A 15,772-nucleotide genomic window follows, 5' to 3' on the forward strand; every position below is an offset into this window, starting at 1 on the left:
GTCGCTATACTTCAACTTCCTTCCACTTGCCTCTTTTGAACAGAACAATTGCGATGACCGCATATAAACTGTGACAAAAAGCAATACAAAAGAAGACTCCATTTGGCCCCCAATCGTAAACTATGGATAAAACGTATGACAGTGGGATTTGAATCGCCCAAAAAACCACAATATTGATCCATAGAGGCGTATAAGTATCCCCTGCTCCATTAAATGCCTGGCCAATCACCATTCCATATGCAAAGAATACATATCCAAAACAGATAATCCTTAACGCATTGATTGCTGTATCCAGAACAATTCCTGACTGGTCAAATATGGCCAATATCTCATTAGAGAAAATCGAAAATACGATTGCCACCAAAATCAGGAAAATGGTATTCCACTTTGCGGTGCGCCAAACGGAGGTTTCTGCCCGCTCCGGACTCTTTGCTCCCAAATTTTGACCCACTAAAGTGGCAGCAGCATTGGCCATACCCCAGGATGGCAATAGTGTGAAAACGATCACTCGAAATGCCAATTGATATCCAGCTACATACTCTGTTCCAAATTCAGCCACAATACGGACAAGAAAAAGCCAACTTAGGGTTTCAACTAAAAACTGTCCAATTCCCGCGGAACCGATCTTGATTATTTCAACAACCGTTTTAATACGAATAACGAAATTTTTGATCGTAAGCTTAATCAATGAGCTTCCATTGAAAATATGAACGAGTTGATAAATCACCCCGATGGTCCTTCCGGTTGTAGTAGCTACTGCAGCTCCTTCGATTCCCATTGCCGGGATGGGTCCCAATCCAAATATGAATATCGGATCCAGGATTATATTTAAGAAATTGGCTAATAGCAGAGACTTCATAGCAATGGAAGCATTACCCGCACCTCTGAATATTCCATTAATTAGAAAAATCAGGATGATACTTAAATTACCGGCAAACATTATTTTCGTATAGCCGACACCTTCCGCAATTAAACCGGACTCCCCGCCCATTAATCTGAGGATGTCATCTGCAAATACGAATCCTAATACCCCGAAGATTACTCCGATGACTATAGCGATCAAAATAGCTTGAAAACCGGCATCAGCAGCTCTCACCAGCCGCTTTTCTCCCACACGTCTGGCTACAATGGCTGTTGCAGCCATGCTCAAACCTACTGCGAGTGAGTAAATGATCATAAGAGGCGTTTCAGTTAAAGCCACGGTTGCGATTGCATTCACGCTTATCCGTGAAACAAATATCATGTCTACAACCGCAAACAATGATTCACCTATCATTTCAGCAATCATTGGGATAGATAAAAGTATGATCGCTCGATTTATACTACCTGTTGTGAATTCTGTTTCCTCGCCTTTCATGGCAGAAACAAAGAGTTTGTAAACTCTTGATATAGAGAATGATTCTTTCGTCATTTCTAAGAAATTAAGTGATTGGAGAAGTTGTCAATTGATGACAGCTTCAGAAATTATTAAAATGAAAAGTTGAGATACCCAGCCTGGGGGTTACCCTCGGATGCGAGAGGGCGTGGTATTAACAATCTCTGCGAATAGAATCATAAGACTACAATAGTAGTGATTTTTTTTAAAAACTGGCAAGACAGATATATTTATTTTGTAACGCTAAATACTTCCCTACCTCTTTTAGTTTGCTTTAAGATAAAATATCTTCCGGGTTGAATAGAGCCACTGTTCCAATTAATCTTATTAATTCCTGGTTTTGATACTCCGTTAAATATTTCAGCCATATTTCTACCTTGAAGATCAACTAATGAAATGGAAACACTCTTACCATCTCCATCAAATTGAACAGTAGCCATTCCATTGAGTGGGTTAGGATAAACCAATAGTGCATTTGTCTTACTTCTAGGTTCTGTCGACAAAATGGGATCTCCTATTATATCAAGTGTGTCAAAATCATTAAATAAAACATTAGATCGGGTACCAGCATCCACACCAAACCACTGTTCTAAAACGGAACCGTATAATTGTCGGAAATCATATTGATAAGATAAATTATCATAATAAGTCATCTGATTGTCAATGACAGGATTACTGCCAAGCACCCCTCCTCTTACTTTATTTCCAAAAAAGAACATAGGGGCAGCAGATCCATGATCTGTACCCAAGCTGGCATTTGAAACTATCCGACGACCAAATTCAGAGAAGGTCATTCCTAATACTTTATCATCCACTCCATGCAACTCCAGATCGCTCATGAAAGCAGATATTCCTTCGTCCAGTCGAGTTAATAGGCTAGCATGTTCCCCAATTGAATGATTTTCTTGTTCAACCTGTGAGTCATGTGTATCAAAACCTCCAATCCTTACCAGGTAAAGCGGAGTTCTACTTCCACCCGCTATCAATTTTGATACTACTTTAAGCTGATCTGCGAGGTAATTATTCGAAGGATACTGCACGTGATTATTCACTTTTGCAGCTACCTCAACAATTCGCTCACCATAGAGTTGAGACTGCTTTGCGATTAACCTGATATACTTCAATTTATCTCCTGCAGGCGAGTCTGGGGCTTCCTGTTCTATGTTTTCAACAAGCTCGTAAAATGAGTCTACACTATTCAGCGTAACGCTCATAGACGATCCGACACCCTGAAAAAGCAAAGAAGATCCATATCCAATTTCAACAGATAGTGGGTCTTTCATGTCCTCATTAGGAAACTCCGCAGGGTAGTTGGGGAAGTCTATTTCCAGGTTCCTCCCTGCCCAACCTGAACTAACGATTTGGTTCGATTCAGATCCGCTCATCCAAATATCTGTCGAACGGAAATGAGAAAAATTTTGCTCAGGATATCCTACATTTTGAATTATTTGCAGTCTATTCTCATCATATAAATTTTTCAATCCTTTCAGTGACGGATGGAGTGCTACTTCTGACTTGCTAAGTCCCAAAAGCTCATTGTCTTTGAGTACAACATGAGGTCTCAGTTCATTCAATTCGGATAACCTGTTAAGGGGGATTAATGTATTCAAGCCGTCATTACCGCCTTCAAGAAAAATCATCACAAGGGCTTTGTCAGAGTCTGCTGCCAATCTTAACAAATTTTGCATTGATCTACCTGACGGCATACTAAAGCCCATAGATCCGACGACACCAGGCACTGCTAATGAATGAATCGCATGTCTCAAAAATGATCTCCTCTTCATATCACATCAATTGAAATTCTGATAATTGCATAAATGGACTCAACATGGCCTTTAACCTATTTTCAACAGTGACTCTTTTTTCCTCATTCTCCGAATCATATATGAAGTCATACCAAATACTTGCCCAATATCCATTCCCAAAGTCACCATTAAGAATTGTTGTCATTCCCTCAACAGCATCAATTGATAATGGTATGCCAAGAAGCAATAAACTCATCTCTTCGATAAGTAAAACCGGATCTCCGGGATTATCAAAGGTTGAAACAAAACCAATAAGGTCTGCATTGATTTGAAGGTTTTCGCTTACCCAATGTCCCCAGTATATAAGAGAATCTTGTCTTATTGTTCGCTTGATAATCGTATCCGTATTAATCCAAAACCGATCATATGTCGGATCTTGATAATATGCCTGCCATCCAGAGACAGACGGAGGATCCCCGAGTTCCATTCCAACCTCAGAAATAGACCATAATAATGAGTTGTTAATAACTAGCTTGGCATATAAATCCTCTGATCTTGGTACCTCCATAGTTCTCCACAGTCCAAGTAAGTGATCCATAGGATTCTTGATTTGAGCACCTCTATTCGCTGCATCATAAAAGTGTTCACTCTTGAAAAGAGTCCTAAGAACTGGTTCTATCTGAAAGTTTGCGTCGCGAAGAATTTGAGCCAGCGGTATAATGATATTGCTTTCTGTTTCTTCATCTATTTCGTGATAAACAAAGAAGTTGTAAAGCCTTCTACAGATGTAAAGTGCTGTTTCACTATTATCGAAAATCATATCGATCAACTCATCCGTCTCATTCGCACCTTCATCACCAGCCTTGCCCTCAATCACTTTATTTTCATAAAATGAAGAAAACTGTTTGTCAGAGGTATCGTGGTATGGTGCATAAAAAAAGCTGTCTGGCTCACCTTCAACTAGTATCGTATTTTGCCAATCAACCACCCATCCTGTCAGAACCTTGGCTGCCTGCTGTACGTCCGACTCGGTATAATTGGAATCAGGTCCTTTGCCTATACAAAAAAGCTCTTGTAATTCTCTTGCATAATTCTCGTCAGGGGCTTCCTTGTTATTATAAGTACCATTGAGAAAGAACAACATTGCAGGGTCGATAGTGAGTTGCTTAATCAATGATTTATAATTTCCAAAAGCATGGTCGAAAAGCATCTTATAGTATTTGTATGATGCCTTAGCAATATTTAAATCCCAAAATTGAGTTACAAGCAGGTTATGCCAAAAAAGGGTCATCTTTTGATGTAGTGATGGTTCCTGTTCAAGTATGTTATTTAAAATCCAGCTTTTTAAGGATAAAATCCGATATCCTTCGATATCATTATTGTGTGGTGCATTTATCCATGTCTCTCCAAATAATACATCCGGATCCTCAATGTCAGCATATGCAGGGGCATAGTCATTTACAGGAGGAGCTGGTGAAGGTGAGCTCGAGATGACCTGATCCACGGCCTCACTCATACTTAATGTCTTGAAATAGTCTATTTCTGATTTTTTAACACCAAATAAGCAGCGTTTTAGTAAATGACTTGAGGTTAATTCGTCCCAAGACCCTGTGTATTCTGCCAAACCAGACAGCACTGTAGCTCTGCTACTTATTGTAGCAGGTTCTTTATTTTCTTCAAAAAAGAATAATGGTATCTCTCTCAGTTTTTGAGTTAACTTATCATTTTTGAATCTATCCTTTGGGTCTTTAATTTGTTCAATCATAAGAAATGCTATCGATACTAAAGATACAGAATATTAATACTACATTCTTCTTAAGGAATACCCTACCGGACAATAATCTTCTAAAAATACAATTCATGTCTATATAATTGATTATTTTGGCACTCTATGGATCACGATTACAGCCTGTTCGTAGAAAACCTAAAAGGAAGAAGGTATGATGAGGCCCTACGTGAGCAGGTGCTTTCAGAAGCTTTTCACCAGTCTGGATACTCAGATTGCTTGCGCTACGCATTGGAATCAATGGTAGAAATAGATCCATCATACGCATATAAAGTCTACGCCAATTCGCGTAAAATCCATGAGATGATCAGTACCTCACTAAAGAAAAAGGGGTATGATGTTGATTACAGGTATCAGGGAGCCTTGAAAACCTACACGAACATTCTTTTGTATGGGGATGTGGAGATTATGGTAATTAAGAAGAACATCTCTGATAAGCCACATACAGATATGCAGACATTAGCCATGGATCTTCTTGACGTTCTTTCTAAAGATTCAACTTTTAAGTCTGTTGATTACAGCGATAAGACAAGAATCAGGATTACAGCTCAAAAGCCTACCTGTGAAATAGATATCCTTCCGTCCATGTGGATCAATAGTGCGGAGTACCTGAAGACAAGAAATGAAATCTATCGAGGCATTGCAGAATTCGATTTTGCGAACAAGAAAGTAAAGAAATACTTGCCCTTTTTAAATATTGCAAGGATAAACTCTAGAGATCAGCATACAAATGGCAACCTAAAAGCCATGTCGAGGCTGCTCAAATCATTAAGAGCAGACCATGATGAACGTATCAATCTGCGAGATTCAGAAATCAACTCAATGCTTTACAGTATTCCAGAGTCTGAATTATCTGTTGCCCCTAATAAGGTCCTAACGCTTCTTCCAGTAGTAGCAAAACTGCTTAATAAGATATCGACCGATACTGCCTTTTTTAGTAACCTCGTTTCGCCCTCAGAAAAAGATCGGGTGTTTGGGGGTAGACCGGAAAAGCAGAAAGAAGTAGGAAAGCTTCATAGTGTTTTCTCAAGTCTCATCTCAGACTTAGAGGCTGATCTGGCTTCTAATAAAAAATCACTTGCTTCCGAGATCGAGTATTTGTAGCATTAAACTAATCCTGCTCGCTTCAGCAATGCATCTGGCGTAGGCTCCTGTCCTCTAAACTTCTTATAGAGTGTCATTGGATGTTCAGTACCCCCTTTACTTAAAATATGTTCTTTAAAGGCGGTTGCCGTTTGCCTATCAAAGACCCCCCTCTCTTTAAAAAGAGAAAAAGCATCCGCATCAAGCACTTCTGCCCATTTGTAGCTATAGTATCCGGCCGCATATCCACCTGCGAAAATATGACTAAACTGAACACTCATATTCGTTCCCTCTACCTTTGGAAACAAGTCTGTCGAGGAAAAAGCATTTTCTTCAAAATCACTCACATCACTTGTCGCATTTGCTTCTTCTAGTGTCAAACTGTGCCAGGCCATATCCAGTAGCCCAAAGCTTAATTGTCTGACAGTAGCAAATGCCTCATGATATGTTGAAGATTTTTTGATTCGATCGATGAGATCTTCAGGAATCAGCTCACCTGTTTCGTAATGTCTCGCAAATAGGTCAAGACATTCTTTTTCGTAGCACCAGTTTTCCATGATTTGGGACGGCAGCTCCACAAAATCCCAATATACACTTGTCCCTGAAAGGCTTTGGTAATGTGTATCAGCAAGCATTCCATGAAGGGCATGCCCAAACTCGTGAAAAAGTGTTTTAACCTCATTAAACTTTAATAGAGAAGGATGTGTAGAAGAAGATGGAGTAAAATTACAGACAATACTTACCTGCGGAATCACTCGGCTATTACCATCATATCGTTGACTTCTATAAGAGGTCATCCAGGCACCATCCCTCTTTCCCTCTCTTGGAAAAAAATCTGCAAGAAAAACTGATACAACATCTCCAGATTCATTCAGCACCTCGTAAGCTTTAACATCTTCATGATAAACTTCCAGATCATCATTTGGCCTGAAAGAAATACCATACAATTTTTCTGCTGTGGTGAAAACGCCCGCTATTACATTCTCAAGCTTGAAGTACGGCTTCACTAATTCGTCATCTAATGCGTATTTTTCTTTCCTTAATTTTTCAGAATAATACGACCAATCCCATCTTTGCAATTCTATATCTTCTCCTTCTGACTTAATGAATTCTTTGATCTCCTCCACTTCTTCCTTTGCTTTCGGCAAGCTCTTCCTTAAAAGGTCATCCAAAAATGTTCTAACCTTATCAGGAGATTCTGCCATACGTTGTTCCAAAACATAATGGGCAAATGTCTTGTAGCCCAAGAGAGACGCTAATTCTGCCTTGAGCCTGATGGTTTTAAGAATTACCTCCTGATTATCTCGATCATCTCCTTTAAAGCATTTGGTCATATATGCTTTATACATCTCCTCCCTTAAACTCCGATTATCTGCATATTCCATAAATGGGATATAGCTGGGTGCTTGAAGGGTGAAAATCCAGGTATTTTCATTGCCTTTTTGCATTGCTAGCTCTTTGGCTCTACCCTTCACATCGTCTGGAAGTCCAGCTAGATCTGTCTCATTAGTAATGACCATTTCAAATGCATTCGATTCGGCTAATGCATTTTCTGAAAACTTAAGGGATAGCTTTGAAAGCGCTATGCTGATTTCCTTGAACCTCTCTTTTTTAGAGCCTTCTAGCTCCACCCCACGTCGAACGAAATCAAAATAGGTGTCATGAAGCAACTTTTTTTGTTCTCCAGATAAATCCAGACTCTCTTTTTGCCGAAAGATTTCCTTTACCCGCTCAAACAGTTTTTCGTTTTGCTTTACCTCACTATTAAATGCCGCAAGTTTTGGTGAAATTTCCTGAGCAATTTTTTGCAGTTCATCTGATGTTTCAGCAGAGTTCAGATTGAAAAGAATCGATGAATTTCGCTGAAGTTTTTCACCGCTTTTTTCCAATGCTTCAATAGTGTTTGTAAAAGTGGGCTTCTCAGAGTTTTTAATAATTTTAGCTATCTCATCTTTCGCCTCATTCAATGCCTTTTCAATTGCAATAACATAATGGTCAGATTGAATTTTTTTGAATGGAGGTAATTCAAATTTTGTATCAAATGCGGCTAAAAGCGGATTTTCCATAAACACAACTATTTATTTTCAGAATGGACGGCAAATGTAATTGTCATTCGGGTTTACTTTTGCATGAAACAACCTGACATATGAGATTTATTCTTCTCGCCTTCGTATTATTCTTCACATTTTCTGCTATTGGTCAAGACAACTATGTTAACCTGAGTTCTCCTCATGGCTCTGTCAAAACATTTCTTGAGAATCTAAAACCGGAAAACAAAAATGATTCGCTTGCTGCATTACCATTTAAAACCTCAGAAAGAACACAAAATGAAGCAAAAAATGCTGCAGTAAAGTTTAAACGAGTACTTGATGGACGAGGAATCTTAATCTACCTGGATGAGATTCCAAAAACAAAATCCTATGTAGACTCTGCTAGTAATAAGAGCAAGTACGTACTATTAGAAAATTACCCAACGGTGTTCTTACTTAAATCTGATAATGACCAGTGGTTATTCTCCGATTCAAGTATTGATACCATAGATGAACTATACACAGAAACATTCAGGTTTGGGACCGGTCAACTTTTAAACTTATTACCCAAACTAGGCACAAAAAAGACCTTTGGTCTCTACACTTATCAGTATGTTACAATTTTTATTCTTGCTCTTATAAGCGCCTTAGTATATAAAATATTTGCGTTTTTTACTGAGAGAATTTTTAGTAGAATCGTCAAAAAATCTGGTCTTGCTGGTGATACCTCTGAAAAATACTTGTGGCAAATTGCGCGACCTACCAGCGTTTTTATTATTGTCTTATTACTGCTTTTAGTTACGCCTGCTTTACAATTACCTGTCACCTACTCAAAATATGTAAACATTATTCTTCGAGTGATGGTACCACTGTTTGGGACCGTTATTATGTACCGTCTGGTTTCCATCCTTAGTATTTTTCTAGCAAGAGCAGCGCAAAGAACGGAAAGTACTTTAGATGATCAATTGGTTCCTCTGCTCAGAAAAACACTGAAAACATTTGTCATCATCATTGGTACACTATTGATTCTTGATAACCTGGATGTACCTATTCTTCCGCTACTCACCGGCTTATCTATTGGAGGCCTGGCATTTGCTTTAGCGGCTCAGGATACAATCAAAAACTTCTTCGGATCGGTAATGATTTTTGTGGATAAACCATTTCAGGTTGGCGATTGGATTACATCAAATGATGTAGACGGAACAGTGGAAGAGGTTGGGTTCAGATCTTCAAGGATTCGTACATTTAGAAATTCCGTCATTTATGTCCCAAACAGCAAACTTGCAGACAATACCATTGACAATCATGGATTGAGAAAATATCGAAGGTTTTACACGCAGATTTCAATTACTTATGATACACCTCCTGAGATGATTGATGTATTTGTGGAAGGACTTAGAACTATTGTCGAAGAACATCCAAACACATGGAAGGATAACTACCATGTATACTTTAATGAAATGGCTTCATTTTCCTTGAATATCATGTTCTATATCTTCTTTAATGTACCAACCTGGAAAGAAGAGCTCCAATGTAGACACGAGATATTAATGAGCATCATGAAGCTTGGAAATGAATTAGGTGTCAACTTCGCATTCCCAACTCAAACGCTGCATGTAGAGAATCTACCAGGTCAACCCTCTTTATCACCGACATACCTTTCAGGAAATGAAGCTGAAATGAAGCTTCAATCTTTTTTCAAAAAGCAATAAAAAAGAGTGACTGATAACTCAGTCACTCTTTTTTTAGTCAATTATTTTACTTCTTTATCCAACGCTGAGTAATTACCTCTCCAACTGTAATTAACTCAATGAGATAGATTCCAGCTTCCGCCGAGGACATGTCTATGGAGTGTACAAATTCCATTTGATCTTTAAAAGATGAAATAGAATGGACAACCTTACCTGAAAGGTCTGAGACTTTAATAGTTACAGCACCTCTCACATTATTCTCAAAGTTGATTTGGAATCTGTCATTGCCTGGATTAGGGTAAACACCTAATGTATTGCTGATCTCATCCGAAAGACCTAGAACTTCGTTTACAACCAAAGTGAATGCCTGTTCAAAAGTTTCCTCGCCATCATCCGCCTGGATATTAATATTGATCGACTCAAGATCATTAAACTCAATCTCATCGATTAAAATGAGTTCGTTCTCAACGATAACAAACATATCATTATGGCCATCATTAGTTCCGTCTCCTTCGACCAATGCAAAGGTTGGAGAATCTCCGACATTTGGATCTGTTGCTGATATCAATGCAACTGTCGATCCAGGACTTACACTCTCATCAATTGATGTTATCGAGAGAGAGATAGATGTAGGAGCCTGATTAACATCAATTACACTTAGCACAAATGCCTGAGCCACACTGCCTTCATTGTCTGAAGCGGATAAATAAATATTGTAATTAGCCTGCGTTTCAAACCGTGATGCTTGCTTAATGATCAACTGATCACCTTCGACGACAAACTTGTTGTTATCTCTATCATTACTGCCATCGCCTGCTACCAAACTGAAGGTATGCTCATCAGAAGCATTAACATCCGTTGCATCTATCGTTGCTACTGCAGACCCGGCAGGAGTATCCTCATCGAGTGAGGACGCTGACAAAGTAATGGCTGTTGGTGCTTCATTTGTATTGTTAACAGTCAAAGTAAAGGCTTGTGCTATACTTCCCTCTGAATCTGCCGCTGATAAGTAGATGTTATAGCTGGACTGTGTTTCGAAGCTTGACGCTTGCTTAATGATCAACTGATCACCTTCGACGACAAACTTGTCGTTATCTGCATCGTTGCTGCCATCTCCAGCTACCAAACTGAAGGTATGCTCATCAGAAGCGTTAACATCTGTCGCATCTATCGTTGCTACTGCCGATCCTGCCGGTGTATTCTCATCGAGAGAGGACGCTGACAAAGTAATGGCTGTTGGTACTTCATTCGTATTGTTAACAGTCAAAGTAAAGGCTTGTGCTACACTTCCCTCTGAATCTGCCGCTGATAAGTAGATGTTATAGCTGGACTGTGTTTCGAAGCTTGACACTTGCTTAATGATCAACTGATCACCTTCGACGACAAACTTGTCGTTATCTGCATCGTTGCTGCCATCGCCAGCTACCAAAGTAAAAGTATGTTCATCTGCGGCATTCGCATCTGTTGCATCTATCGTTGCTACTGCTGATCCTGCCGGTGTATTCTCATCGAGAGAGGACGCTGACAAAGTAATGGCTGTTGGTACTTCATTCGTATTGTTAACAGTCAAAGTAAAGGCTTGTGCTACACTTCCCTCTGAATCTGCCGCTGATAAGTAGATGTTATAGCTGGACTGTGTTTCGAAGCTTGACGCTTGCTTAATGATCAACTGATCACCTTCGACAACAAACTTGTCGTTATCTGCATCGTTGCTGCCATCGCCAGCTACCAAAGTAAAAGTATGTTCATCTGCGGCATTCGCATCTGTTGCATCTATCGTTGCTACTGCTGATCCTGCCGGTGTATTCTCATCGAGAGAGGACGCTGACAAAGTAATGGCTGTTGGTACTTCATTCGTATTGTTAACAGTCAAAGTAAAGGCTTGTGCTACACTTCCCTCTGAATCTGCAGCTGATAAGTAGATGTTATAGCTGGACTGTGTTTCAAAGCTTGACACTTGCTTAATGATCAACTGATCACCTTCGACGACAAACTTGTCGTTATCTGCATCGTTGCTGCCATCGCCTGCTACCAAACTGAAGGTATGCTCATCAGAAGCATTAACATCTGTTGCATCTATCGTTGCTACTGCCGATCCTGCCGGTGTATTCTCATCGAGAGAGGACGCTGACAAAGTAATGGCTGTTGGTACTTCATTCGTATTGTTAACAGTCAAGGTAAAGGCTTGTGCTACACTTCCCTCTGAATCTGCAGCTGATAAGTAGATGTTATAGCTGGACTGTGTTTCGAAGCTTGACGCTTGCTTAATGATCAACTGATCACCTTCGACGACAAACTTGTCGTTATCTGCATCGTTGCTGCCATCTCCAGCTACCAAAGTAAAGGTATGTTCATCTGCGGCGTTCGCATCTGTTGCATCTATCGTTGCTACTGCCGATCCTGCCGGTGTATTCTCATCGAGCGAGGACGCTGACAAAGTAATGGCGGTAGGAGCTTGATTTATATCATTAACAGTCAAAACAAATGCCTCTGTAACACTGGCCCCACTATCATCAGAGGCTTCCAGGTTAATGAAAAGTTGAGGAGTATCCTCAAATTTCGCATCTTTTATTATTTGCAAACTGTTCCCATCAATTCTAAAATAACCATTATGTAAATCATTCGATCCATCTCCTTCTACTAAACTGAAAGTATGCGTATCCAAAGCGTTTGCATCTGTTGCAGATAGGGTTGCTACTTCAGAATCAATGGCCAAATGTTCATCGAGAGAAGTTCCTGATAATACAATTGCTGTTGGTGCAACATTAGCATTGATCAGTGCTACAGTGTATTTGTTGTACTCGAAAATAATGTCATTATCATCATCTCCATCCACATCCATCAAACTTAGCTGACCACCTAAACCATCTTCAAATGGTAGCTCTTGAGATAATGTAAACGTACCCGAACCATCATTTGTCCAAATTTTTAAATAAGATGTATAGGTACCTCCACTATTTGAACCACTAATCGTAATTAGGTCAGGAGATCCATCCCCATCTATATCTCCAAGCGCGAGTTCACCTCCGTTTTCTCCACCTGTTAAAAATGAACCTCCAGATGTGAAATACCCATTGCCATCATTTAAATGAATGTCAATTTCTGAGTAATAGTTAGTATCATCGTATACGGTATGAAGGACAATATCAAGGTCTCCGTCTCCATCTATATCGACTAATTTTGAGTTAATACTACCATAGTCCGGATCGGTAATCACCGAAGTTGCAAGCGAAGTATTCAACCCAAATTCACCTCCAGGAATCATCACATCATCCCCACCATTGGTTACGGTAAGAAGTAAGTCATCAAATCCATCACCATTGATATCGCCAACCTCCAAATTGACAATATTATCCGTTACAATATATGAACCTGAATAATTTGTATAGAAAGAATCTGTTTGGCTCATCTCTCCACCATCATCCACATCAAATACCATAATCTGACTATTGAAGTAATCGTCAAGTATTACGAGTTCGGTAATTCCATCATTATCGAAATCACCTGATTGCATAAAATCTATTCGAAAATTATTTCCATAGGAATCTCTTCGATCAAATACACCATCTTCATTTATCAATCTGGCAATTACATTGCCCTCTCCACCGTCAGTCTCTCCCACAAGATCCAAATCTCCATCATTGTCCAGATCAATAAAAAGGGGCACATCAAGCCTGGATGATAAATCATAAATTGGCTCCTCTATAAATGTTCCATCTTCAATTTGATTGAACATACTGTTAGGAAATTGAGAATCTAACGGTCCAATAACCTCAATGCCTCCACCACCAGATGTAAAAGATACTTTCATTAAGTCCTGATCACCATCATTATCAAAGTCACCTGAAATAGCATGTCTTGTACGTTGTTTTCCAAATAATGGAACAGGCTCTGACTCAAATGTCCCACTCCCAGCTTCTACTAAGTTGTTTACTGCAAATGTCACATCTTCAACTCTTGTAGAATAACTATCTCCAAGTTCGAACTGGAAAGTAACAGTACTACCAACTTCTTCCCAGTCAACATTTCCTACAAGTGATAAGTCTGAACCAGAATAGCTGAAAAGGTCATTGTCATTGTCACCATCAAATGGAGTTGCCGTAATTGACTCTCCATTAGGATCATAGAACGTAAATGATCCTAGAGTTCCGGGTGACTGGTTTTCTTCTAGTCTAAGTTTCCCATTAAAAGATGAGATATATGGAGCAACATTTCTATTTTCAAGAACCAACACTTGATAATCATCTCCTCCGCTCGGTGAATTATTGGGAATGTCCCTACTAATAATGATATCTAAATCATCATCGGCATCAATATCTCCTGCAAACAGTGTTCTTATGCCCTGATTATCTATATCTGACTGAAAACTTTGAGCTGTAGAAAATACTCCAGCTACATTCGTATGAACAGTAATTTCATTGTAGCTATCCTCAAAGTTATTAGAGTAGACATAGGTGTTTACTACCAAATCATCATCACCATCCCCATCAATATCTACTATAGCGATGTGGTCTTTGTCATATAGGTAACTTGATAGATAAACTGTAGATGATCCTGAAAATGAGCCGCCATAATTGGTCAGTGTTATAATATCGTAACCAACAGCGATAACATCATCATCCCCATCTCCATCAATATCTGAAAACTCCACTTTTCTAGGGGAGTTTTGGTAGCTAGATGTTGTGAAGCTGAAATACGAACCATCTACATTTTCACGTATCGCAACAGCATTATAGCCATCAATAAATGCAAGATCTGGAAAACCGTCCTGATCAAAATCTCCAACACTTAAATCATAGACAGTCCCTGAATTAGCTACACTCATCGCAGAGCCATTATCCAGCAGTACTCGTGTATTTGAACTACCTGCGACTGCAAAATCTACCTTGCCATTTTGATCAAAGTCAGCTACCTCTATATCATAAACAGAGCCAAAGCTGTATGCTACAGAGTTATAGTAGGTGAAGTTACCCGAACCATCATTTTGAAGTAGGCGTAGATAATTTGATACCCCAACCACCAAATCTAAATCCCCATCTCCATCAATGTCTGCTGCTCTTGCGATGCTTCCTGTGCTATAAACTTCAACTGGATCTCCTCCTATTCCAATATTTTGAACAAAAATTCGTGTACCAGAATACTTATCTTCTCTTCCTGTAAAGATCAACTCTTCAATACCGTCTCCGTCAAGATCAGCCGTCGAACCATTGTTCATTCTAAAGGTTGAAAGTTGTTCCCCTGTTTTATCGAAAGTACCTACCCCCTGCTCTGGAGAATTCTCCATATACATTGTGATGGCATAGTCTGCTGGAATATCTCCATCATCTACATTGATAAATAGGTTAAAAGAATTTTGTGTTTCAAAATCTAATGTGGTTGCTGCGGCAACTATTAATTGATTGTTATTAACAATTTCGAATTTGGCATTGTCTGCATCATTGGTCCCATCACCGGTTGCAAAGCTGAATGTAATACCGTCCGGAGAAAGACCATAACCACCTAAATCTTGGGCTACCAGTACGCCAATAATATCTCCTCTATTTGCGTTATTTTCCGTGAAATTGACCAGTGAAACTGCTAAACCACCTGTTGCGAAAAACTTATTATTACCGTCACCATCAAGGTCATTCAAGCCCGCAACAGATTCGTCAATTTTAAACGTATTGCGTTTTGCTATTGCTTCTTTAATCGGATTCAGAATTTCTTCGGATTCTTCATTATCGAATGACAATGCCCCTCTATCAAACTCGGATCGTTCGTCCTTTGCGATAGCATCTTGAGGTATAACTGAAGCTGCCAATACTGAACCAGCAACAAGTGACCCTTTCACAGCAAGGTTTACTTCGTCAAGTTTAGATTTATATTTATCTACTCGCCTAACAAGTCGATTTTTACTCTTCCTTGAAAGGCTATTAAACCTTCCGGATGAGATGCTTTTTTCCAGGCGATTTTTAAATTTTAAATACTTTTCTTTTGTTCGTTGTAGCGTGATTGAATAAAGATTATTCATAGTGTGGTGTTTTTTGGCAGTACGTATGTCTAGTATAACCCTACTAAGGTAC

7 protein-coding genes are annotated in these 15,772 nt (G+C 39.3%); 2 read left to right on the forward strand and 5 right to left on the reverse strand.

All coding sequences use genetic code 11. From position 1 onward, the window contains the following. Window positions 1–4: 4 nt before the first annotated feature. From ACO05G_RS09135 to ACO05G_RS09145, 3 genes are all read right to left on the reverse strand, one after another. Window positions 5–1,411 carry an MATE family efflux transporter gene (locus ACO05G_RS09135; protein WP_421765669.1) on the reverse strand — a complete coding sequence of 469 codons (1,407 nt, stop codon included), beginning with the start codon at window positions 1,409–1,411 and terminating at the stop codon, window positions 5–7. 194 nt (window positions 1,412–1,605) lie between these two features. Next, the gene (locus tag ACO05G_RS09140) at window positions 1,606–3,159 is read right to left on the reverse strand and encodes a DUF1501 domain-containing protein (protein ID WP_421765670.1); all 1,554 of its coding nucleotides are present in this window, start codon (window positions 3,157–3,159) and stop codon (window positions 1,606–1,608) included. A gap of 1 nt (window position 3,160) precedes the next feature. Continuing rightward, the gene (locus ACO05G_RS09145) at window positions 3,161–4,885 is read right to left on the reverse strand and encodes a DUF1800 domain-containing protein (protein WP_421765671.1); all 1,725 of its coding nucleotides are present in this window, start codon (window positions 4,883–4,885) and stop codon (window positions 3,161–3,163) included. A gap of 126 nt (window positions 4,886–5,011) precedes the next feature. Between ACO05G_RS09145 and ACO05G_RS09150 the strand changes: the two genes are divergently transcribed. Then, the gene (locus tag ACO05G_RS09150; RefSeq protein WP_421765672.1) at window positions 5,012–6,010 is read left to right on the forward strand and encodes a hypothetical protein; all 999 of its coding nucleotides are present in this window, start codon (window positions 5,012–5,014) and stop codon (window positions 6,008–6,010) included. 2 nt (window positions 6,011–6,012) lie between these two features. Here ACO05G_RS09150 and ACO05G_RS09155 read toward each other — a convergent pair whose 3' ends face one another. Next, window positions 6,013–8,055: a M3 family metallopeptidase gene (locus ACO05G_RS09155; protein WP_421765673.1), complete on the reverse strand. Its 2,043-nt coding sequence runs from the start codon at window positions 8,053–8,055 to the stop codon at window positions 6,013–6,015. Between the two features lie 80 nt (window positions 8,056–8,135). Here ACO05G_RS09155 and ACO05G_RS09160 point away from each other — a divergent pair, with 80 nt between their 5' ends. Next, window positions 8,136–9,731 (forward strand): mechanosensitive ion channel family protein, encoded by a 1,596-nt coding sequence (locus ACO05G_RS09160; RefSeq protein ID WP_421765674.1) that lies wholly within the window; start codon window positions 8,136–8,138, stop codon window positions 9,729–9,731. 46 nt (window positions 9,732–9,777) lie between these two features. Here the strand turns inward: ACO05G_RS09160 and ACO05G_RS09165 are convergent, their stop codons facing one another. Then, entirely contained in the window at window positions 9,778–15,720 is a 5,943-nt protein-coding gene (locus tag ACO05G_RS09165; protein ID WP_421765675.1) for an FG-GAP-like repeat-containing protein, read from the reverse strand. Window positions 15,721–15,772: the final 52 nt, after the last annotated feature.

Origin of the sequence: Ekhidna sp. (assembly GCF_965227465.1) — a bacterium.
Lineage (GTDB): Bacteria > Bacteroidota > Bacteroidia > Cytophagales > Cyclobacteriaceae > Ekhidna.